A 20569-nucleotide genomic window follows, 5' to 3' on the forward strand; every position below is an offset into this window, starting at 1 on the left:
GCGGCGGCCGGTCTCAGTCCGGCGCCGGGGCGAGCGACTGGCGCGTCGCGAGTTCATACGGCATGGTCACGACCCGGTTCCAGTCGGCCGCGGCCCCTCCTTCGCGGGCGATGAGCTGTTCGCCCGCGATCCGCGCAATGTCGATCGTGGGCTGGCTGACGGTGGCGAGGCGCGGCCAGCTATGTTCGGAAATGGCGAGGCCGCCGAACCCCACGAGCGACAGTTGGCGCGGAACCTCGATACCGCAATCGACCGCCGCCGCGAGCACGCCGGCCGCCATTTCGTCGTTCGCAGCGAAGATCGCCGTCGGCCGCTCGGAAAGCGACAGCAACTCGCGCCCCTTCTCGAACCCCGAGGTGAACAGGAAATTGCCCTGCCGCACCTCGACCGTGACGCCGGCAACCCGGCGCACCGCCTCAAGGAAACCCGTTCGGCGTTCGCCGAGCGCGACGTGGCTGCGGGGGCCATCGATAAAGCCGATCCGCCGATGCCCGCGCGACAGGATCGCCTCGCCCACTTCGCGCGCCGCACTCTTATTGTCGATGACGAGGCAGAGCGCGCGGTCGAGATCGAGCCCCGGATTGATCCGCGCGCAAGCGATGCCGCGGCTGTCGAGCAGATCGAGCACCCACGGCGTGTCGCACAGCGGCGGCACCAGAATGACTCCGTCGAGCTTCACGAGATCGAGGAAGCGGCCCAGCATCGCCTGCGCTTCCGGCGTGCCGCCGGGCGAGATATTCTCGATCACCAGATGATATTCGGCCGCGTGGCAGGCCTGCAGCAGCCCCAGAATGACGTCGGCGGCGTAGCTCGGCATGCGGCGGTCGGGTTCGGGCGATTGGGCGATCGCCTGCGTCTGCGACCCGACGATCAGCCCCAGCGCGTGCGCCTTGCCGCCGCGCAACAGCCGGGCGGCGCGATTCGGCTTGTAATCGAGGTCGCGCATCGCCTTTTCGACCCGCGAGCGCAGATCCTCGGCGACCGTCGGCGCGCCGTTCAGGACACGCGAAACGGTCTTGAACGACACACCCGCATGGTTGGCGATATCGATGATCGTGACTGGCCGCTTCAAAAATCCTCCCCATGCTGCGATCGTTGAGCTAACCGCCCCCTGACGATAGACGGCGGCGGATGCAAATCAAAGCCGGCCCGAAGCGGGGGTGACCATGCGCAACACGAACGGCGAGATTTCCGCAAACGGGCCGCCGGGCATGGTCTTCCTGCCCGGCGGAACCTTCGCCATGGGATCGCGGAATTTCTACCCTGAGGAAGCCCCCGTCCGCCAGGTGCGGGTCGATGGCTTCTGGATCGACGCCGCGCCCGTCACCAATCGCGACTTTGCGCGCTTCGTCGCCGCGACGGGGCATGTCACGGCCGCCGAAATCGCGGCCGATCCCCGCGATTATCCGGGCATGCTGCCCGGCATGGATCGCCCCGGCTCGCTTGTCTTTCGCAAGACGCGCGGCCCCGTCGATCTCGGCAACCCCGCCAACTGGTGGCGGTTCGAATTCGGCGCCGACTGGCGCCATCCGGACGGCCCCGAAAGTTCGATCGCGGGGCTCGAAGATCATCCGGTCGTCCATATCGCCTATGCCGATGCGGAGGCTTATGCCGCATGGGCGGGCAAGGCGCTGCCGACCGAGGCGGAATGGGAATATGCCGCGCGCGGTGGCTTGGACGGCGCCGACTATGCCTGGGGCGATGAACTGGCGCCCGGGGGCGCGATGCTCGCCAACTATTGGCAAGGCCTCTTTCCCTTCGCCAACCAGTGCCTCGACGGCTGGGAGGGCACCTCGCCGATCGGCAGCTTCCCCGCCAACGGCTTCGGGCTGCACGACATGATCGGCAATGTCTGGGAATGGACGCAAGACTGGTGGTCCGCACCCGCGGCGAGCATGAAGCGTCCCGGCAAATCCTGCTGCGCGATCGACAATCCGCGCGGCGGGCCGCTGCGGCGGAGCTATGACCCCGCCCAACCGGATATCCGCATCGGCCGCAAGGTGCTCAAGGGCGGCTCGCATCTTTGCGCCCCCAACTATTGCCAGCGTTACCGACCGGCCGCCCGTCACCCTGAAACCATCGACAGCTCCACGAGCCATATCGGTTTCCGCTGCGTGGCCCGAAGCGCCATCGAATCCTGACCTGTCGGAAATCCAGCCACCGGCCATTGTCCCGCCGAAGTAATGGCCGACGGCTCGGCTTCCAGCACCGAGCCCCTCCAGCGTCGTGGGTTCGCGTGCCGTTGCCGGAAAATTGTCGCTGGCATCGAGGACCGCCTCGGACAGCGCGCGCCCGAAATCTCGCGATCAGCCGGTAATCAGCCAAGTCCGTGCCATGTTGCGCCTGAGCGCCGATGCGGCGAAGGTCCCCGCAAATGTCCTGCCGGCCCGAAAGACGGCCGACGGCACCTTGGACGCCGTGAAATGCCGTTAGCTCAGCCCGTGCCTTAGGGTCCTGACCCTAAAATCGCTTCGACAAGCTGAGCCGCCAACTTCGCGGTTCGCCCGGCGTCACGCGGTCGACGCAGCAACTGTCGGGGAAATAGCGCTTGTCGAACAGATTGTTGACGTTGAGGCGGATCGTCCAGTCGCGATAGGCATAGGAGAGACCGGCGTCGAAGAGCGCATAGCCCGGCAGCGCGAACAGCGACAGCGCATCGAAATTACCGTCGAAATCCAGATCTTCGGGGTAATTGTTACCGACCTTGCGGCTGTTGTACTGGAAGCCCGCGTTGATCCCCAGATTGGCGAGCGGGCCCGAAGGCACGATATATTCGCCGAAAATATTCAGACCATGCTTCGGCACATTCTGAAGCCGCGCGCCCACCGGCAGCAGATTGTCCTTCGTGATCGTCGCATCGAGATAGGAATAGGCGATGGCGAGCGTCGCGCCGGGCGCGGGATGCCAGGTGCCCTCGACCTCGATCCCGCGGCTGCGCTGTTCGCCGGTCGTGATGTAGAAGAAGGGGTTTGCCGGGTCCTCGGTCGCGACATTCTGACGCCGCAGGTCGAAGATCGAGACCATGCCGCTCAGGCGGTTCCCGGACTGAAACTTGATGCCCGCTTCGATATTGCGCCCCGTTTCGGGCGGCAGCGTGTCGCCGTCGACGGTGAAATATCCCGGCTGCGGCACGAAGGACCGCGACCAGCTCGCATAGAGCGCGGCGCCGGGCGCGACATTGACCGTCGCGCCGATCCGCGGGCTAAATTTCTTGTCTTTCTGTCCATCCGCGCTCGCCCAGTCGTAACGGCCGCCCAGCGTCAGCGTCGCGACATCGTCGAAATTCAGATGGTCCTGGATATAGAGGCCCGTCTGCCGCGTCTTGCCGCCGCCCGCATAGGCGGCCGCCGGATCGTGGATGAGCGGCGTGTCGAAATCGGGATCGAGCAGGTCGAGCGGGTTCGCCGCCGAATCGAAATTGCTGGCATCGTCACGATAGGCACTCTTGCTGCTGCGATAATCGAGCCCGACCATGATGTCGTGCTTAACGATGCCGGTCGCGACCTTCAGCGCAAAGCGGCTGTCGACCGCAATGTCCTTGTCGCGCTCATAGAAGGGACCATAGATATAGCGGCCCGCGATATGGCCCTGCTGCACGCCATCGACAATATCGCTATCGACGAAACCCGCCCAGAAAATCCAGTTATTGTAGAATGTCTTGCGATCGGTGTAGCGGAGCGTCTGGTTGAACGACAGCGCATCCGAAAATTGATGGTCGAAGACATAGCCGGCGTGAACGTAGCGCTGGTTCTGGATCGCGTGATCGACCTCGTCATTGTTGATCGAAAAGTCGATCGGCTGATCGCCATAGGCCCAGGGCAGCACCGTTCCCCACGCTGACACCGGCGACCACGGCCGGTCGTGGTTGCGCTCGTAGCGGCCGAGCAGCGTGAGGCGCGTCGCCGGGCCGATGTTCCACGTCAGCGACGGCGCGACATAGATGCGGTTCTTCGACGCGAAGTCGACGAAATCGCCGCTGTCGCGGAACAACAGGTTGATGCGGCCGAGCAGCGCACCGTCGGCGGTGAGCGGCGCATTGGCGTCGAGGCTCGCCTCGACGAGGCCGTAGGAGCCGGTCGCGATCGAGGCATCGGCGAAGCCTTCGGGCTTGGGGCGCTTGCTGACGAGGTTGACGATGCCGCCGAGCGGCGCCGAGCCGAAGAGCATCGACGCCGGTCCCTTCACCACCTCCACCTGTTCGAGCCCGGCCAGCTCATTGTTGGTCCCTGCCGAGTTCAGGCTGGCGAGGCCGTCGAGATAGACGCTGCCATAGGCCGCGTCGAAGCCGCGAATCTGATAGGCGTCGTAAAAGCCGTAGGTGCTGCTGCGCGACACACCCGCGACGCCGCGCAGCGCCTCCGCCAACCGCGTCACTCCGCGTTTCTCCAGATCCTCGGCGGTGATCACTGAGATAGCCTGCGGGGTTTCGATGAGCGGAATGTCGGCCTTGCCGGCCTCGGGAACCGTTTCATATCGGTCGGCGGTGACGACGATCTCGCGGCTGTCGCGCTGCGTCTGCTCGTCGGCTTCGGCGGCCGCGGCGGGCAAGGCGAGGATGAACGACAGCGCGGTCCCGACGATCAGACGGCCGGCAATGGTCCTGGACATGAGCAATATTCCTTAAGGGGGTCGAAGGCGATCGGCGACGGGCGGCCTTCAGCGGGCCGAGGATTTGCGGGATGAAAGCCGCGCGAGATAAAAAACGATGAGCAGCGCGCCGGCGCTGAGCTGGCCGAGCCATTCGAGCGTGCCGCGAGCCCAGCCCAGCCCGACTCCCGCAATCGCGTAGGCGAGCAGCAGGCAGAGGAATCCGCCGCCGCGCAGCCTTTTCGAGGTCCCGGTAGCGAGCTTGCGACCGACAAGGTCGCGCTGATGCCGGTCGCGCGCGAGGCAGAGCAACCCAAAACCGAGCGCAGAGAGAAGGAAGAGGAGGAGGTGGATCATGCCGCCTCCGCCCTGGATGCGGCCGCCGCGCGCGCCGAACGCCGCGGCGCCGTTCGCGCTTGCCCCTGGCGCGCCACCTTGACCGCGGCCAAGCCGAACCCCGCCGCGATCGCCAGCATCGCGATGTCGAAACCGGCGAACACCATGTCGCCCGACATCAGGCTGGCGGCCAGCAAGCGGCCGGTCGTGAACGCGTCGACCAGCGGAACGGCGGCGAAGGCAAGCGCGGTGACGACGAGTCCTTCCAGCCATGCGCGGCGCGGCGGACGCGCGATCGACCAGACCGCGACCGCGCCCCACGCGATGAAGAACCAGGCGATTTCGCGATCCGCCCGGCCCGCGATGCCGAGTGGGATGAGGCGGTTGGCGAGAAAATAGGTGGCCATCCCGAACGGCAGACCGACGATCGCTGCGACATTGAGTTTCTCGACCAGGCGGAAACCGACATGCGGATGGTCGGGATCGGGCAGCCTGGCGCGGCGCTTGACCGTCCACAGGATCAGCCCCGAGCCGACCATCACGCAACCCGCGACGCCCGATGCGAAATAGAGCCAACGGAGCAGTGGATAGGCGAAGCGGCCGGCGTGGAGGCCGATCATCGTGCCCTCGGTCGCGGTTGCCGCCCCTGTTTTCGTCGTCGAGCGCGCGGCCGTCGAAGGTCTTGCGAAAGCCGTCGTTGGTCACCGCGCCCAGCGTCAGGCGCGCCGCCAATCCGTCGGTGATCGGCGCGTTGAGCATCAGATTGCCGTTCATCTGGCCATATTCGCCGAAGGTCAGCTGGGCATTGGCTTCGGCATGGTCGACCGGTTTGGCGGTCACGAAGTTGACCGAGCCCGCGACGACATTCTTGCCCCACAGGGTAGTCGAGCCCGATGATGCGCCCGGCATACCAGGTATGCTCGGGCGTCGCGGGCGCATCGAGCGCAGCCAGTCCCTTGCCTGGAGCGGCGGCGGAAACCGCCGCAGTCAAGGCTGACAGAACCGAGATGGCAAGCATGAACGGCGGCTCGCCCACCGCCTTCGAACGGTGGATCGTCGGCTCGCTGTTATGTCCGCGTTCCCACAGGCGAATGTCCATGTGCGGCCGGTCGCCGGCGGTCGGAATCTTGTAAGTCGAGGGCGCGTGGGTCAGCAATCGGCCATCGTCCGCGAACACCAATTCCTCTGTGGTCAGCCAGCCCATGCCCTGAATGAAGGCGCCCTCGATCTGGCCGAGGTCGATAGCCGGATTGAGTGATCGCCCGACATCGTGGAGGATATCAACGCGCAGCACCTTATGCTCGCCCGTCAGCGTATCAATGACGACCTTGATCTGCCCCCTTCTGAGTGGTCCAAAATTGATGATATTTTGGACGACGAAGGAGATATAGAATGCCGAGCAAGAAGCATCGCCCGGAAGAGATTATCGGCAAGCTACGTGAGGCGGAGGTTGTGCTTGCGCAGGGCGCTACGACCGCCGAGGCGTGTCGTCGGATCGCGATCAGCGAGCAGACCTATTATCGGTGGCGCAAGGAATATGGCGGCCTGAAGACCGATCAGGCGCGTCGGATGAAGGATCTGGAGAAGGAGAATGCGCGGCTTCGTCGTGCGATCTCGGACCTGACGCTGGACAAGCTGATCCTGCAGGAGGCTGCCCGGGGAAACTTCTGAGCCCCGCACGCCGCAGGCGCTGTATCGACCACATCAGAATGATGATGCCGGTGTCCGAGCGGCGGCTGTGCCGCGTGCTCGGGCAGCACCGATCGACGCAGCGCAAGGCGCCACGCGGGGCGGATGACGAAGCGGCCCTCACTGAGGATATCATCGCACTGGCCCGGCAATATGGTCGTTATGGCTATCGCCGGGTGACGGCGTTGCTACGCGATGCGGGGTGGCATGTGAACCGCAAGCGGGTTGAGCGTATCTGGCGCCGCGAAGGGCTGAAGGTGCCACAAAGGCAGCCGAAGCGCGGGCGTCTGTGGCTGAACGACGGATCGTGCATCCATCGCATCGAACACGTCGTCCGGTCGAAGCTTGCACAGCTCTTCACGCCGCGCTCCGGTGTAGTTAGAGTAGCATGGGAACCCAAGAGAAGGTGTCATGGATGACCGCATCACCCTCGGCGAACCTCGCGCTCAGGACGGCCGCACCAGTGCCTCCTGCATGAGGTAGGCGTCCAGCGAACACTGGCAACGAGAACTGCTTTCCAACGTCATCGACAGGGGTGGCGGAACGGAGGTTTCGACCTCGCTTCGCCTTCGAAATTCTAATGAAGAGGCTCTCGAAATTGATGACCGGCGTGGGAAGCCCATTATCTGCCGCCCATCGAAAGATGCCGCGCAGGCTGGAAATATGTCGGTTGCGCGTTCGGTTGGACCGATGCTGATCCTTTTTTGCTAAACTCGGGGTCTTTCTCGCAGGCGTTCACGAGCATCCGCACTTCGTCGCGGCGCTTCGCCGAAGACATGGCCTCGCCGAAAGACATGCGGAATTGTTGCCATATGTGCTCGCCCGAGCGGCCAGCGGATTGGCACATCTAGGTGCACAATTTTGACTGGCCATTCTCATCAAACCAGCAAAAATCAATAACTTAAATGCCGGCTGGCTGGGGCGGCAGGATTCGAACCTGCGAATGGCGGCATCAAAAGCCGCTGCCTTACCGCTTGGCGACGCCCCAACGGCCGGTGCGACGCGCGCTCTATAGCGCGGCGCCGGCGATTGCAAGGAAGGGCTTAGGCTGTATCGCCATTCAGAAGATGGCGAGTCGAAAATGGTGGTTTTCCGTGACCCGGAGCGCAGCGTGCTTTCTGCACGTGAGCACCGGAAGCGCGGAAAGCCGCCATTTGCAGGCCGCCAGAGCTGAATGTCGATGCAGCCTAGAGCCGCGTGACCCAGCCGTGGGGGTCGGGCGCAAGGCCGCGCTGGATGCTCACCAGCCGGTCCTTGAGCATGTTCGTGACCTGGCCGGGACCGCCGGCGCCGATCGTGAAGCTACTCTCGCCGCGCGTCACCTTGCCGACCGGGGTCACCACCGCCGCGGTGCCGCAGGCGAAGCTTTCGGTGAGGCGCCCGCTTTCCGCGTCGGCCTGCCACTGATCGATCGCATAGCGTTCCTCGCGCACCGTCAGCCCGGCGTCCTTGGCCAGCGTGATCAGCGCGTCGCGGGTGATGCCGGGCAGGATCGTGCCGGTCAGCGGCGGCGTGACGATGCTGCCGTCGTCCATGACGAAGAACATGTTCATGCCGCCCAGTTCCTCGATCCAGCGATGCTCGGCGGCGTCGAGAAAGACGACCTGGTCGTGCCCCTTGGCGATCGCCTCGCTCTGCGCGACGAGGCTCGCGGCATAGTTGCCGCCGCATTTGGCGGCGCCGGTGCCGCCCGGCGCGGCGCGGGTATAATCCTCCGACACCCACAGCGACACCGCGGGCGCGCCCGACTTGAAATAATTGCCGACGGGCGAGACGATGACGAGAAAATGATATTCCGAGGCCGGCTTGACGCCTAGGAACACTTCGCTCGCATACATGAAGGGGCGAAGATAGAGCGCGCCGCCCGCGACCGGCGGGAACCAGTCGGCGTCGGCGGCGACGGCTTCCCTGACCGCCGCGATGAACAATTCCTCGGGCAGTTCGGCCATCGCCATGCGGCGCGCGCTGGCGTTGAAGCGCGCGGCATTGGCCTCCGCGCGAAACAGCGCCATCGAACCGTCGTCGAGGCGATAGGCCTTCAACCCCTCGAAAATCTCCTGCGCATAATGGAGCACCGCGGTCGCGGGATCGAGCGACAGCGGCCCGCGCGGCATCACCTTCGCATCGTGCCAGCCCAGCCCCTCCTTGTAGCGGATCGACACCATATGGTCGGTGAAGACGCGCCCGAATTGCGGATCGGCGATCGCCGCCGCGCGTACGTCGTCCGCCGTCGGATTGGGGTGCGGAAGGCGGGCGAAGGCGGGAGCAAGCATGACGGAAACCCTTGTTATTCGGGATGTGACTCAGGGATGAGAGATGCGCGCCTCTTGCCAAAGGCAGGCGCGGAGCGCAACGGTAGTGACCATGCAGGATGAAAATTTTCTTTCACAAGTTCCCGCCGCCTCTGCCCTTTTCTTGCGCGAGGCCGAGGTGCGCCGCGGCATCGAATATCTGTTTTTCGGCCATGGCGCGCTGTGGCGCGCGATCGACGCGCGGCTCGCCGAACATGCGCTCGGGCGCGCGCATTACCGCGCGCTCTATTTCATCGCGCGCGCGCCGGGGATCACGATTTCGGATCTGCTCGCACTGCTCGGCATCACCAAGCAGTCGCTTGGGCGGGTAATCAAGGAGCTCGAGGCGCGTGACTATCTGACGACGCGCCCCGGCGGCCGTGACCGGCGGCAAAAGGAACTGCGCCTCACCTCCAGCGGCCGCGCGGTCGAGGCCGCGATCTTCCAGCAGCTCCGCGACGCGATGAGCCGCGCCTATACCCATGCCGGGCAGCAGGCGGTCACCGGCTTCTGGCAGGTCAGCGAAGCGCTGATGCCCCCGCGCGAGCGCGAGCGGGTGGCGAAGCTGGGGAGCGAAGGCTAAGCGTCGCCCCGCGCAATATCCGCCAGCTCACGGCCGCGGTCGCGCGCCGCGCGCAGCACGTTGGTGAACAGCGCCGCGAGTTGGCCGTCCTCGTCGAGCACGTCGAGCCCCGCCTGCGTCGTCCCGCCCTTGCTCGCGACCTGCGCGATCAGAGTGCCGGGCTTTTCGCCGCTATCGGCGAGCAGTGCGGTCGAACCGCCGAAAGTCGCCATCGCGAGCTTGAGCGCATCGTCGGCCGACAGGCCGAGGCGCTCGCCCGCCGCGGCATAGGATTCGATCAGGCGGAAGACAAAGGCCGGGCCGCTGCCGGTGAAAGCGGTGACGAGGTCCATCGCCGTGTCGTCGGCGAGCGGCACCACGGTGCCGAGCGGCGTCAGCAGCGCCGTTACCGCTGCTTCGTCGGCGTCCCCGGCGCTGGCGACCGCCGACACGCCGGCGCCGATGCGCGCGGCGAGGTTCGGGAGGATGCGCACCTGCGCCTTCGCCTCGGGAAAGCGCGCCGCGAGATCGGCGAGCGACACGCCGGCGAGGATCGACAGCAGATGAAACGCGCCCGTCGCGACCGGGGCGAGGTCGGCCGCGACCTCGCCGAGCTGCTGCGGCTTCATGCCGAGCATGATCCAGTCGGCGCCGGTCCCCGCGTCCTTCCATTCGGCCAGCGATGCGAAATGCGCGATTCCCGCGCGCGGAGCCGCATAGGGATCGACGATCGCGACCGATGCAGGGTCGAGCCCCGCCGCGAGCCAGCGATCGAGCATCGCGCCCGCCATATTCCCGCACCCGACCAACAGCAGTCGGCCGCCGAAATTCCGCAAAGTCTCGCTCATCGTCCCCTTCTTCTTCTTTCTTCTAGCGGCAACTGCTCTCGGGCCCCGAGAGGAGGTCGAGGCAGCGGCCGTCGATCTTGTCCGCATCAAGCGGCACCCCGATCACCGCCGCGAGCGTCGGGAGAATGTCCACCGTCATCACGGCGTTCGGTTGCTCGAAACCGGTGAGTCCCTTGCGCCAGAACAGCATCGGCACCCGCCGGTCATAATCCCACACCGACCCGTGCGTCGCAACATAGCCCATGCCCGATTCGGCGATCGGCGTCACGCGCGGTTTCAGGACGACAATGAAATCGCCCGACCGCTGCGGATTATAGGAGGCGCGGAGCTTGTCGAGCAGGCTCCACGTATCGGGCGACTGTTTCGAGATCGGCCGCGCGGCCAGTTCCTCGCCGGTCACCACCGTCTCGACCTGGCGATGCGCCTTGAAGCGCGCGACCAGTTCGGTCATCGCCGCCTTGCGCTGCGCGGGGGTCAGCGCCTTCGACAGATACATATCGCCGAAGGGGCCGTCGCTGTAGAGCAGAGGCTGCGGCAGGCCGAGCTTTTCGGCGACCGCCTGGCCCATCGCATCGGGATCGAGCGACTTGTCGACGCGCTCGGCGGCCGGCCAGGCGTTCTGGCGATTGCGCTCGGGCAGGTCGTGCCCGCCATGATCGGCAGTCAGCATCACCATATAATCGATCCCCGTCGCGTCGAGCCGCGCGAAGAAATCGCCGAGCTCCCGGTCGAGCGCGAGCATCTGCATACACATCTCGCTGCCTTCGGTGCCGGTGCCATGGCCGATATAATCGGTCGCCGACAGGCCGAGGATCAACAGGTCGGTGGTATCGCCCTCGCCCATCTTGCGCGCGGCGCGGAGCGCGGCGCCCGCGGCGAGGACGGCGCCGTCGGCTTCGGGCGATGCCATGAAGCGGCGGAAATCGCCGCCGTCGCGCTGGAAATGCCAGGTGCCAACGGTGGCGCCCTTATCGCCAATGGGGATGGCGATGTCGTGCGACGCGCAATCGGCGGGAAGCGGCAGCGCCGGACGCGGCGCGGCGATCGCGGCGGCAATCGCGGTGCTCGCCTGCTGCGCGGTCGGCGACAGCGCGGTGCCGCGATAGCTCGTCAGCCCGCCAGGAAAGAGCCACATCAGCTCGTCGGCCTTGCGGCCGCCCATCATGATCGCGGCGCGGTCCTTGCCCGCGACCGAGACGACCTGCGCTTTCGGATTGGCGGCCTTCATCCAGTCGCCGAGCGTCGCAACCATCAGATGGTTCACCGACGCCGCATATTTGCCGCTCTTCGAACTGGTGTCGGGGACCGTCTCGTCCTCGGCGCAATAGAGGCGCTTGTCGGCGCGCGCGGTCGACAGATCGAAGAAATTGTTCGCGATGATGCCGGTGTGCGCGGGATGATTGCCGGTCAGGATCGTCGAATGGCCGGGACAGGTCTCGGTCGCGCCATGCGCCTGATAACCCGAGGGGAAGACGACGCCCGACGCGAGCCGCGCGAGACCGCCGGTGAAATGGCTGCGATATTCGGCGAAGAGATCGGCCGAGAATTGGTCGACCGAAATGGCGATGACCAGCTTCGGCGCGGGAGTGGCCGCGGTGACCTTGGCTGCGGGAGCCGGGGCCGCCTTATCCTGCGCAATGACGGCGCCCGTGGCGGCGATCGAGAGGGTGGCGGCAAGAGCGGTGGCGAGATATTTGAACGTCACGGGGCAGCTTCTCCGATAGGGGGCGTCGGCGCGGGCTGTCCTCTCGACGAAAGCCGCCTATATGGCAAGCCTTGACGAGACGAACGGCGGCGGGCGGACAGTGGATTTGCGTAGGCATGGGATTGTGACATTTTGGCGCGCCGCGCTGGCGCTGCTGGCACTCGTGACGCTGACGATCGCCCCCGCGCGGGCGCAGGCGCCGCATATCGCGGCGAAGCTCGTCGCCGAGTCCGCCGCCCCCGCGCCGGGCGGAACCACCGCGATCGCGCTGACGATGGCGCCCGAAAAGGGCTGGCACGGCTATTGGCTGAATGGCGGCGACGCGGGCTTCGGGCTGCAGGTCGAATGGAATGCGCCCGAAGGCGTCACGGTCACCCCTTTCCGCTATCCGGTGCCCGAGGCGCTGGTCCTGTTCGGCATGATGAACCATGTCTACGAGCATCCCTATGCGCTGCTCGCCGACGTGCGCGTCGACAAAAGCGTCGCGCCGGGCACCGACCTGACGCTGACCGGCATCGCCAACTGGCTCGCCTGCACCGACAAGGTGTGCGTGCCCGAAAAGGCGGTGATCTCGGTCGCGCTGAAGGCGGGCGACGGCCAGATCGCAGCGGCCGAGCGCACGCGCTTCGACGCCTGGCGCGCGCGGCTGCCGCAACCGCTCGACCGCGCCGGGGCGTGGGAGCGCCAGGGCGACACGGTGCGGTTCGGCGTCCCGCTGCCCGCAGACGCAGCGCTCGATGCGCCGCACCTGTTCCTCGAAACCCCGAATGTCGTCGATTATCCCGCCGCGCAGAGCTTCAGCCGCAACGGCGACTGGATCATCGTCGAGACCAAGGCGAAGGGCGATGCCGCGGGGCCGGTGCAAGGCCTGCTCAAACTGTCCGACGGACGCGGGCTGACGGTGCGCTTCGAGCCCGAAGTGGTGCGCCTCGCGGGCAAGCCGATCGCCACCGCCGCAAGCGGAATCGACATGACATTGTTCTGGACCGCGCTTGGCGGCGCGATTCTGGGCGGCCTCATCCTCAACCTGATGCCCTGCGTCTTTCCGATCCTCAGCCTCAAGGCACTGAGTCTTGCGCGGTCGGGCGGCGATGCACGCACGGCGAAGGTCGAGGCGGTCGCCTATACCGCCGGGGCGGTGCTCGTCTGCCTCGCGCTCGGGGGCCTTCTTCTCGGCCTGCGCGCGGCCGGCGAACAGGTCGGCTGGGCCTTTCAACTCCAGCATCCGATCAGCGTTCTGCTCCTGCTCCTGCTCGCTTTGGCGATCACGTTGAACCTCGCCGGTACATATGAATTGCCATCTTTCGGCCGAGGACAGGCATTAACCCAAAAGGGCGGTGCGGCGGGTGGCTTTTGGACTGGGGCTTTGGCGGCATTCGTTGCCACACCTTGCAGTGGCCCGCTGCTTGGCGCAGCACTGGGTGCCACGCTGGTGCTTCCCGGATGGGTCGCTCTGCCGATTTTCGGTGGATTGGGGTTCGGGCTGGCACTCCCGTTTCTCGCGATCGGCTTCCTCCCGGCGCTCCGCAAACGCTTGCCCAAACCCGGCCCCTGGATGGAGAAATTCCGCAAGTGGATGGCGGTACCGATGGGATTGACCACGCTCGGCCTGGCTTGGTTGTTGTGGCGTCAAGCCGATGACCTCGGCTGGAAAATGGCCCTTCAGGCCGTCGTATTTGGCTTCCTCGCCTTGCAGGCTTTGGGAAATTATCAAAAGGGCAGGCACGGAGGTTGGCCTCTCGTGCTGCTGGCGGTCGCAGCGATTTACATGAATGGAAGCAATGCGGTCCTGCTTGCCGACAGGCCAACATCGACTTCCAGCCCCGTCTCCGCCGGGCACATATTCTCTCCCACCGCGCTCGCCAAAGCCCGCGCATCGGGCAAGCCCGTCTTCGTCTATTTCACCGCCGACTGGTGCCTGTCGTGCAAGGCGAACGAGGCCGGCGCGATCAATCGCGAAGCGGTGCGGGATGCGTTCAAGGCGAAAGGCGTCGTCACCCTCGTCGGCGACTGGACCAATGGCGATCCGGTCATCACGCGCACGCTGGCCGAGCATGGCCGCAACAGCGTGCCGCTCTACCTCTGGTATGCGCCGGGCGCGGCGCAGGCGGAGATATTGCCGCAGATCCTGACGCCGGGACTGCTCACCGGCAAGGTGGGCGGCTGATGGTCAAGCAGCGCGCCGACCAGTTGCTCGTCGATCGCGGGCTGGCCGAGAGTCGGACGCGCGCGCAGGCGCTGATCCTCGCAGGCCTCGCCTTCGTCGGCGACCGCAAGATCGACAAGGCGGGGCAGCAGATCGCCGATGATGCCGCCATCAGCGTCAAGGGCCGCGACCATCCGTGGGTGTCGCGCGGCGGGATCAAGCTCGACCATGCGCTGACGCATCTCGGCTGGGACGTCACCGGCGCGGTCGCGATCGACGTCGGCTCGTCGACCGGCGGCTTCACCGACGTGCTGCTGTCGCGCGGCGCCGCGCGGATCTATGCGGTCGACTCCGGCACCAACCAGCTCGCGTGGAAGCTGCGGCAGGACGACCGGGTCATCGTCCACGAGCAGACGAGCGCGCGCATCCTGACCGCCGAGCACATTCCCGAACCCGTCGACCTGATCGTCTGCGACGCGAGCTTCATCGCACTTTCGAAGGTGCTGCCAGTGCCGCTGTCCTTCGCGAAGGACGGCGCGCGGCTGGTCGCGCTGATCAAGCCGCAGTTCGAGGCCGCGCGGCACGAGGTCGGCAAGAAAGGCGTCGTCCGCGACGCCGCGGTCCACGCGCGCGTCTGCGCCGAGGTCCGCGATTGGCTGACGAGCGAAGGCTGGACGGTGCTCGATCTGGTCGAAAGCCCGATCACCGGGCCCGAGGGTAATGTCGAATTTCTGATCGCCGCGACGAAGCGAGCAGCTTGACGGCGCAAATTCCAGCCGCAACATCTGTAACCCGCAGAATCGCGAAAGGGGACCAGCCAAGCATGAGCGAGATTGCCACGCCCGACCAGCTCCGCATGTCCTATTGGCGCTGGGCGATGGTGACCGTGCCGGCGATCGTGCTGATCGGCAGTCTGTCCGGGCTGCTGTCGAACAGCGGCTATGGCAACCGCTGGTTCGCCGCGCTGGACCTGCCCGCCATCACGCCGCCGGGCTGGGTGTTCGCGCTGGTCTGGCCTTTGCTCTATATCGGCCTCGGCCTGTCGCTCGCGATGGTTCTGCACGCGCGCGGCGCGAAGGGGCGCGGGTTCGCGCTGCTGCTCTTCTTCGTCCAGCTCGTCGCCAATTTCGCCTGGTCGCCGCTCTTCTTCGGCGCGCATCAGGTGACGACGGCGCTCTATCTGATCATCTTCATCCTGATGGTGACCGTCGCGACCGCCTTCGCCTTCGCCCCGATCCGCAAGGCGGCGGCGTGGCTGCTCGCCCCCTATATGGCGTGGCTCCTGTTCGCCGCGATCCTCAATTTCCAGATCGACCAGCGCAACCCCGACGCTGAAACCCTTGTCCCCGCCGCCGCCAGCACCCAGATAGGGTGAGGCAAGGGATCATCTCCCCGACGAAGGAATTTGAAAATGCAGAGCGAGAACCGCTTTTTCGACGATCTGGCGAAGATGGTGAACGGCATCGCCGGCACCGTCGCGGGCGCCGGCCGCGAGGCCGAGGCCGCGATGCGCGAGCGCGCGAAGGAATTCGTCGGCCGCATGGATTTCGTCAGCCGCGAGGAGTTCGAGGCGGTGAAGGAAATGGCCGCCAAGGCACGTGCCGAAGCCGAAGCGCTGAAGGCGCGGCTGGACAAGCTGGAGGGCGCGGCCAAGCCCGCCGCGGCGCCCAGGGCGGCCGCGAAGCCCGCGGCCAAGGCGGCACCGAAGCCGGCGACGAAACCGAAGGCCGCACCCAAAAAATGATCGTCACCCCGGCGAAGGCCGGGGTCTCGACCTTTCGGATGTTTTCACCGGCGAGATCCCGGCCCCTCGACTGCCTTGCAGGCGCTCGGGACAGGCTTCGCCGGGATGATCTGTCCTATGCGGGCTGCAGACTCGCCTCGCGGCGCAACACCCGCTAAAGGCCCCGCATGAGCGACGATATCTACGACGACGAAGACGGCCAGGAAGCGGCGCCGATCGACATGATCGCGTCCTATTTCGCCGCGCACGACTGGCCGCACGAGATGGTCGGCGAGGACGAGATCGTCGCGACCGCGCAGGGAAGCTGGACCGCCTATGAGCTGCGCGCGGTGTGGCGCCCCGAGGACGGGGTGATCCAGCTGCTCGCCTTCCCCGACATCCGCGTCGTCGAGGACAAGCGCGCCGTCGCGCACGAAGCGCTGGCGATGATCAACGAACAGCTCTGGCTCGGCCATTTCGAGCTGTGGTCGAACAGCGGCACGATCCTCTATCGCCACGGGATGCTCGTCGGCAGCGACGCGCAACTGCCGCTCGACCTCGCCGAGACGCTGATCGAAAGCGCGATCGACGAATGCGAGCGCTTCTATCCGGTGTTCCAGTTCGTGCTGTGGGGCGGCAAGACCCCCGCCGAAGCGCTCGCCGCCTCGCTGATCGAGACGCGCGGCGAGGCGTAATTTCGGTTTCGGTTTGCTTCGGCACTCCGCCAATCAATAAAGCGCGTCATTGCGAGCGCAGCGAAGCAATCCAGAGCGTGCGTAAACCGCTCTGGATTGCTTCGCTGCGCTCGCAATGACGAGGTATGGAAACCTGTTTCAGACTGAATCGTCATCCCGGCGAAGGCCGGGATCTCGCCGGTGCGTCTGGCTGATATGGTGAGATCCCGGCCTTCGCCGGGATGACGAGATAAGGATCGGGGTAATTGAGTCTGACCCGATAACGATCGGGGCCTGGACTCTATCTCTTCTCGAACTTCGTGATCCGCGGCCCCAGTTCGTTGGCGCCGATCGACAGCGGCTCGCCGCTCCAGTCGGCGACGAACACCGACGGCCAGCTTGTTTCGGGCGACAGGCTCGCCCGGTTGCCCGAAATGGCGAGGCCGCGCGAGGGATGGTCGCGCGCTTCGGCGGCGACCGCGATAAAGGCCGAGTGATTTTCCTTGTCGGAACCCTGCACGAACAGATTGTTGACGATCCGCCCGGTCGATCCCGCCGGCAGGTCGATCATGTAATTGGTCGCCTTGCCCTGCGTGTCGTCGAAGCTGTTATCGCTGACGTCGACGACCGCCGCGCGCGTCTTGAGATAATGGCCGCCGCTCCCCTTTTCGAAGCGCGTGCGGGTGACGACGACGCGGCCATAGTTGCCGGTATAGACGCTGTGCGCGCAGCTCAGCCCGCGGTCGCAGCGGCCGAGGCGGGAGAAGGTCGAGCGGTCGATCGTCAGTGTCGCGGCCGGATCCTCGGCGGTCAAAATGCCTTCCTCGCTGCTGCGGAACAGGCTGTTCTCGACCGTGAGATCGCTCTTTTCGAGGCGGATGCCCGCGCCGTTGCCGTCGGGAACGCGCATGTTCTGAAAGACGATACCGTCGACCTTCGCCCCGGCGCCGCGCAGCACGAGCGCGGCCTTCCCTTCACAGATTCCGCCATCGAAGACCGCACGGCCGGGCTCGGCGGCGACGAAAGCGATGTGACCTTGAGTCTGGACCGCGCAGTCGCGGTGATAGCCGGGCGCGATGCGAATCGTCCCTTCGCCATCGCCGATCGCGTCGACCGCATCCTGGAGCCGGGCGAAGCCCCGGCCGTCGACCGAATAGGGCGCGCCGCCGGTCTGCGCGGGCAGCGGCGCCGGCGCAAGGAGCAGCGGAAGAGCGAGTAGCGGCAACATCGGCCGGCGGGCAAGCGTCTGGATCATGGCGGCTTTATAACAGCTTCGGCGGCGTCCGTCGTTCGCGAAGCTGGTTAACCGGCGCGCTGTCCCTTTATCGGACAACAGCCGCCACCGTCCTTAACCGTCGCCTCCGCGGGAGCGACGGTGGATCAATCCAGATTCGGCCGCAGCCAGCGCGTCGCCGTCGCGAGGTCGACCCCGCGCCGCTCGGCATAGTCGGCAAGCTGATCCTCGCCGACCCGCGCGACCCCGAAATAGCTCGCGTCGGGATGGCCGAAGTAAAAGCCCGAGACCGCCGCCGTCGGCAGCATCGCGAAATGATCGGTCAACGTCGCCCCCGAGGTGTTGCCCGCGTCGAGCAGGTCAAAGAGGATGCGCTTCAGGCTGTGCTCGGGGCAGGCCGGATAGCCGGGCGCGGGGCGGATGCCGCGATACTCCTCCTTGATGATCGCCTCGGGCGTCAGTTGCTCGTCCGGCGAATAGCCCCAGAGGTCGGTGCGGACATGCGCGTGGAGCCGCTCGGCAAAGGCTTCGGCGAAACGGTCGGCGAGCGCCTTGAGCAGGATGTCGCTATAATCGTCGTGCGCCGCCTTGAAGCGCGCGAGATGCGGCTCGATGCCGTGGATCGCGACCGAAAAGCCGCCGATCCAGTCGCCGTCGGGGCTGATGAAATCGGCAAGGCACATGTTCGGGCGCCCCTCGCGCTTGGCGATCTGCTGGCGCAGGAAGGGAAGCCGGACGTGGCGTTCCTCTTCCTCGAGATGGATGATCACATCGTCGCCGTCGCGGCGGCACGGCCACAGCGCCGCGACCCCGCGCGCGTGGAGCCAGCCCTCGCCGACGATCTTCTCCAGCATCGCCTGCGCGTCGGCGAAGAGGCCGCGCGCGCTTTCGCCGACGATGTCGTCGTCGAGGATCGCCGGATAGACGCCCGCGAGTTCCCACGCCCGGAAGAAGGGCGTCCAGTCGAACCATTCGACCAATTCGGCCAGATCCCACTGGTCGAAGGCGTGGATGCCGGGCTTTTCGGGCGGGAACGGCCGGATATGCTCGTCGATCTGAAAGCCGTTGGCGCGCGCATCCTCGATCGGGATCAGCGCGCTCTGCCCCTTGTTCGCGCGCACCTCGCGGATATGCTCGTAATCGGCCTTGTAACCCTCGACGAACGCGTCGCGGCCGGTGTCGCTGACCAGCGAAGTCGCGACGCCGACGGCGCGGCTCGCGTCGAGGACGTGGAGCACCGGCCCCTCATAGGCGGGGTCGATGCGCAGCGCGGTGTGGACCTTCGATGTCGTCGCGCCACCGATCAGCAGCGGCATCGTCATGCCCGCGCGCTGCATCTCCTCGGCCACCGTCACCATCTCGTCGAGCGAGGGGGTGATGAGGCCCGAAAGGCCGATCATGTCGGCGTCATTCTCGTTCGCCGCTTCGAGGATTTTCGACCAGGGCACCATCACCCCCAGGTCGACGATCTCGAAGCCGTTGCACTGCAGCACGACGCCGACGATATTCTTGCCAATGTCGTGGACGTCGCCCTTGACCGTCGCCATCACGACCTTGCCCTTGCCCTTCGCGCCGGGCTCCTTCGCCGCCTCGATGAAGGGGAGCAGGTGCGCGACCGCTTTCTTCATCACACGCGCCGATTTCACCACCTGCGGCAGGAACATCTTGCCCGACCCGAACAGGTCACCGACGACGTTCATCCCGTCCATCAGCGGGCCTTCGATGACCTCGATCGGGCGATCCATCGCCAGGCGCATCTCCTCGGTGTCGGGAACGATATGCGCGTCGATGCCCTTGACCAGCGCATGTTCGAGCCGCTTGCGCACCTCCCACCCGCGCCATTCCTCGGCGGCCTTTTCCTGCGCGGCATTGCTGCCCTTGTAGCGTTCGGCGAGCGCGATCAGCCGTTCGGTCGGGCTGTCCGCCTCGCCCTCGACCTTGCGGTTGAGGATGACGTCCTCGCAGGCGTTCCTGAGTTCGGGATCGATCGTGTCGTAAACGTCGAGCTGCCCCGCGTTGACGATCGCCATGTCGAGCCCGGCGGGGATCGCATAATAAAGGAAGACGCTGTGCATCGCGCGGCGCACCGTCTCGTTGCCGCGAAAGCCGAACGAGAGGTTGGACAGCCCGCCCGAGAAATGGACGTGCGGACAGCGGACGCGGATTTCCTTCACCGCCTCGATGAAGTCGACCGCATAATTGTCATGCTCCTCGAGCCCCGTCGCGATCGCGAAGATATTGGGGTCGAAGATGATGTCCTCGGGCGGGAAGCCGATGCCCGTGAGCAATTTGTAGGCGCGCTCGCAAATCTCGATCTTGCGTTCTTTCGTGTCGGCCTGCCCGACCTCGTCGAACGCCATCACGACGACCGCAGCGCCATAGGCCATGCATTTGCGCGCGTGGGCGAGGAAGGGCTCCTCGCCTTCCTTCATGCTGATCGAATTGACGATCGGCTTGCCCGGCACGCATTTGAGCCCCGCCTCGATCACCTCCCATTTCGAGCTGTCGATCATCACCGGCACCCGCGCGATGTCGGGCTCGGCGGCGATCAGCTTGAGGAAGGTCGTCATCGCGCGCACCGCGTCGAGCAGCCCTTCGTCCATGTTCACGTCGATGACCTGCGCGCCATTCTCGACCTGCTGGCGCGCGACCTCGACCGCCGCGGCGAAATCGTCGGCGAGGATCAGCTTCTTGAACGCCGCCGATCCGGTGACGTTCGTGCGCTCGCCGACGTTGACGAAGGAGGAAGAAGAGAGAGAGGCGGTCATCGGTGG

The 20569-nt window shown here is 65.9% G+C and carries 17 protein-coding genes, 1 tRNA gene and 1 pseudogene; 8 read left to right on the top strand and 11 right to left on the bottom strand.

The window, feature by feature from the left end; all coding sequences use genetic code 11:
- Nucleotides 1–13: 13 nt before the first annotated feature.
- Nucleotides 14–1072, bottom strand: coding sequence for a LacI family DNA-binding transcriptional regulator (locus NP825_RS13395; RefSeq protein ID WP_257544283.1), 1059 nt, complete (start codon nt 1070–1072; stop codon nt 14–16).
- 139 nt (nt 1073–1211) lie between these two features.
- On the opposite strand from NP825_RS13395, the gene NP825_RS13400 reads away from it, so the two are divergent.
- Nucleotides 1212–2141, top strand: a complete 930-nt coding sequence (locus tag NP825_RS13400) for a formylglycine-generating enzyme family protein (RefSeq protein ID WP_257551426.1) — start codon at nt 1212–1214, stop codon at nt 2139–2141.
- Nucleotides 2142–2460: 319 nt separating this feature from the next.
- Here the strand turns inward: NP825_RS13400 and NP825_RS13405 are convergent, their stop codons facing one another.
- The 4 genes from NP825_RS13405 to NP825_RS13420 are packed head-to-tail and all read right to left on the bottom strand — an operon-like array spanning nt 2461 to nt 6217.
- Complete coding sequence (locus NP825_RS13405; RefSeq protein ID WP_257544285.1) at nt 2461–4608, bottom strand: TonB-dependent siderophore receptor; 2148 nt, start codon at nt 4606–4608, stop codon at nt 2461–2463.
- Between the two features lie 48 nt (nt 4609–4656).
- On the bottom strand, nt 4657–4944 hold the full coding sequence (locus NP825_RS13410) for a DUF3325 domain-containing protein (RefSeq protein WP_257544287.1): 288 nt from the start codon (nt 4942–4944) through the stop codon (nt 4657–4659).
- The gene (locus NP825_RS13415; protein ID WP_257544289.1) at nt 4941–5543 is read right to left on the bottom strand and encodes a PepSY domain-containing protein; all 603 of its coding nucleotides are present in this window, start codon (nt 5541–5543) and stop codon (nt 4941–4943) included. Before NP825_RS13415 ends, NP825_RS13410 begins: the two co-directional genes overlap by 4 nt.
- Entirely contained in the window at nt 5540–6217 is a 678-nt protein-coding gene (locus NP825_RS13420) for a molybdopterin cofactor-binding domain-containing protein (RefSeq protein WP_374046492.1), read from the bottom strand. The genes NP825_RS13415 and NP825_RS13420 overlap by 4 nt, the downstream gene beginning before the upstream one ends.
- A 98-nt stretch (nt 6218–6315) precedes the next feature.
- On the opposite strand from NP825_RS13420, the pseudogene NP825_RS13425 reads away from it, so the two are divergent.
- A pseudogene (locus tag NP825_RS13425) lies at nt 6316–6926 on the top strand (IS3 family transposase); the annotation flags it as partial.
- Between the two features lie 599 nt (nt 6927–7525).
- Here the strand turns inward: NP825_RS13425 and NP825_RS13430 are convergent.
- A tRNA-Gln gene (locus NP825_RS13430) sits at nt 7526–7600 on the bottom strand.
- Between the two features lie 199 nt (nt 7601–7799).
- Entirely contained in the window at nt 7800–8885 is a 1086-nt protein-coding gene (locus NP825_RS13435) for a branched-chain amino acid aminotransferase (RefSeq protein WP_257544292.1), read from the bottom strand.
- Nucleotides 8886–8976: 91 nt separating this feature from the next.
- Here NP825_RS13435 and NP825_RS13440 point away from each other — a divergent pair, with 91 nt between their 5' ends.
- Nucleotides 8977–9486 (top strand): MarR family winged helix-turn-helix transcriptional regulator, encoded by a 510-nt coding sequence (locus NP825_RS13440; protein ID WP_257544294.1) that lies wholly within the window; start codon nt 8977–8979, stop codon nt 9484–9486.
- Here the strand turns inward: NP825_RS13440 and proC are convergent.
- Both proC and NP825_RS13450 read right to left on the bottom strand, forming a co-directional pair.
- Nucleotides 9483–10313 carry a pyrroline-5-carboxylate reductase gene (gene proC / locus NP825_RS13445; protein WP_257544296.1) on the bottom strand — a complete coding sequence of 277 codons (831 nt, stop codon included), beginning with the start codon at nt 10311–10313 and terminating at the stop codon, nt 9483–9485. The genes NP825_RS13440 and proC overlap by 4 nt on opposite strands.
- 22 nt (nt 10314–10335) lie before the next feature.
- The gene (locus tag NP825_RS13450; protein ID WP_257544298.1) at nt 10336–12018 is read right to left on the bottom strand and encodes an alkaline phosphatase family protein; all 1683 of its coding nucleotides are present in this window, start codon (nt 12016–12018) and stop codon (nt 10336–10338) included.
- Nucleotides 12019–12142: 124 nt separating this feature from the next.
- Here NP825_RS13450 and NP825_RS13455 point away from each other — a divergent pair, with 124 nt between their 5' ends.
- The 5 genes from NP825_RS13455 to NP825_RS13475 all read left to right on the top strand — a co-directional run bounded on the left by NP825_RS13455 (nt 12143) and on the right by NP825_RS13475 (nt 16582).
- On the top strand, nt 12143–14185 hold the full coding sequence (locus NP825_RS13455; protein WP_257544301.1) for a protein-disulfide reductase DsbD: 2043 nt from the start codon (nt 12143–12145) through the stop codon (nt 14183–14185).
- A complete protein-coding gene (locus NP825_RS13460; protein WP_257544304.1) occupies nt 14185–14925 on the top strand; it encodes a TlyA family RNA methyltransferase in 741 nt (246 codons plus the stop codon). Before NP825_RS13455 ends, NP825_RS13460 begins: the two co-directional genes overlap by 1 nt.
- Nucleotides 14926–14987: 62 nt before the next feature.
- Nucleotides 14988–15539, top strand: a complete 552-nt coding sequence (locus tag NP825_RS13465; RefSeq protein WP_257544306.1) for a TspO/MBR family protein — start codon at nt 14988–14990, stop codon at nt 15537–15539.
- A gap of 36 nt (nt 15540–15575) precedes the next feature.
- Nucleotides 15576–15908 carry an accessory factor UbiK family protein gene (locus tag NP825_RS13470; protein WP_257544309.1) on the top strand — a complete coding sequence of 111 codons (333 nt, stop codon included), beginning with the start codon at nt 15576–15578 and terminating at the stop codon, nt 15906–15908.
- Between the two features lie 167 nt (nt 15909–16075).
- A complete protein-coding gene (locus NP825_RS13475; protein WP_257544311.1) occupies nt 16076–16582 on the top strand; it encodes a YbjN domain-containing protein in 507 nt (168 codons plus the stop codon).
- A 280-nt stretch (nt 16583–16862) separates the two neighbouring features.
- On the opposite strand, the gene NP825_RS13480 is transcribed toward NP825_RS13475, so the two are convergent.
- Complete coding sequence (locus tag NP825_RS13480) at nt 16863–17816, bottom strand: right-handed parallel beta-helix repeat-containing protein (RefSeq protein WP_257544313.1); 954 nt, start codon at nt 17814–17816, stop codon at nt 16863–16865.
- Nucleotides 17817–17941: 125 nt separating this feature from the next.
- Nucleotides 17942–20563 (bottom strand): methionine synthase, encoded by a 2622-nt coding sequence (gene metH / locus NP825_RS13485; RefSeq protein ID WP_257544315.1) that lies wholly within the window; start codon nt 20561–20563, stop codon nt 17942–17944.
- Nucleotides 20564–20569 lie beyond the last annotated feature (6 nt).

The organism is Sphingopyxis sp. DBS4 (assembly GCF_024628865.1).
Taxonomy (GTDB): Bacteria; Pseudomonadota; Alphaproteobacteria; order Sphingomonadales; family Sphingomonadaceae; genus Sphingopyxis.

Excerpts from the sequence above, each read along its gene's own strand:
- NP825_RS13410 (WP_257544287.1), bottom strand. The coding sequence starts at position 4,944 with ATGATCCACCTCCTCCTCTTCCTTCTCTCTGCGCTCGGTTTTGGGTTG.
- NP825_RS13475 (WP_257544311.1), top strand. The coding sequence starts at position 16,076 with ATGAGCGACGATATCTACGACGACGAAGACGGCCAGGAAGCGGCGCCG.
- NP825_RS13415 (WP_257544289.1), bottom strand. The coding sequence starts at position 5,543 with ATGATCGGCCTCCACGCCGGCCGCTTCGCCTATCCACTGCTCCGTTGG.
- NP825_RS13460 (WP_257544304.1), top strand. The coding sequence starts at position 14,185 with ATGGTCAAGCAGCGCGCCGACCAGTTGCTCGTCGATCGCGGGCTGGCC.
- proC (WP_257544296.1), bottom strand. The coding sequence starts at position 10,313 with ATGAGCGAGACTTTGCGGAATTTCGGCGGCCGACTGCTGTTGGTCGGG.
- metH (WP_257544315.1), bottom strand. The coding sequence starts at position 20,563 with ATGACCGCCTCTCTCTCTTCTTCCTCCTTCGTCAACGTCGGCGAGCGC.
- NP825_RS13400 (WP_257551426.1), top strand. The coding sequence starts at position 1,212 with ATGGTCTTCCTGCCCGGCGGAACCTTCGCCATGGGATCGCGGAATTTC.
- NP825_RS13440 (WP_257544294.1), top strand. The coding sequence starts at position 8,977 with ATGCAGGATGAAAATTTTCTTTCACAAGTTCCCGCCGCCTCTGCCCTT.
- NP825_RS13470 (WP_257544309.1), top strand. The coding sequence starts at position 15,576 with ATGCAGAGCGAGAACCGCTTTTTCGACGATCTGGCGAAGATGGTGAAC.
- NP825_RS13435 (WP_257544292.1), bottom strand. The coding sequence starts at position 8,885 with ATGCTTGCTCCCGCCTTCGCCCGCCTTCCGCACCCCAATCCGACGGCG.
- NP825_RS13465 (WP_257544306.1), top strand. The coding sequence starts at position 14,988 with ATGAGCGAGATTGCCACGCCCGACCAGCTCCGCATGTCCTATTGGCGC.
- NP825_RS13480 (WP_257544313.1), bottom strand. The coding sequence starts at position 17,816 with ATGATCCAGACGCTTGCCCGCCGGCCGATGTTGCCGCTACTCGCTCTT.
- NP825_RS13405 (WP_257544285.1), bottom strand. The coding sequence starts at position 4,608 with ATGTCCAGGACCATTGCCGGCCGTCTGATCGTCGGGACCGCGCTGTCG.